The 411-nt window shown below is 55.7% G+C and carries 1 pseudogene; it reads left to right on the forward strand.

The window, feature by feature from the left end:
- Window positions 1-107: 107 nt before the first annotated feature.
- Window positions 108-411: pseudogene (locus tag I6F37_RS42310) on the forward strand (MBL fold metallo-hydrolase); the annotation flags it as partial.

The raw sequence follows: 411 nt of genomic DNA on the forward strand, positions 1-411 counted from the left end.
ATGCATGTGCGGAGAACATCAAGGAAACAGGCGTGCAATCATGAGACTGGAGTTCCATTTCGACCGGCAACAATGCCTGCATACCATGTTTTTCAGAAGGAAGGGCGATGCAGACTGCCTATCTGTGCACTAAATGCGGCACCCAATACCCGCCGCGTGAGAACCCACCCGTGCAGTGCCTGATCTGTTCCGATGACCGGCAGTACATCCCGCCGGAAGGTCAGCAATGGACGACGCTGGAGGAGATCCAGCGGCACCACACGAACCATTTCGAAGAGATCGAGGGTGGCGTCACCCGTATCGTCACCAAACCGTCATTCGGGATTGGGCAGCAGGCCTACCTCGTCGAAACGCCTCAGGGAAACATCCTGTGTGACTGCATTGCCCTGATCGACAGTGCCACAATTGAAG

This window comes from Bradyrhizobium sp. NBAIM08 (assembly GCF_020193935.1).
In the GTDB taxonomy this organism is placed as follows: domain Bacteria; phylum Pseudomonadota; class Alphaproteobacteria; order Rhizobiales; family Xanthobacteraceae; genus Bradyrhizobium; species Bradyrhizobium yuanmingense.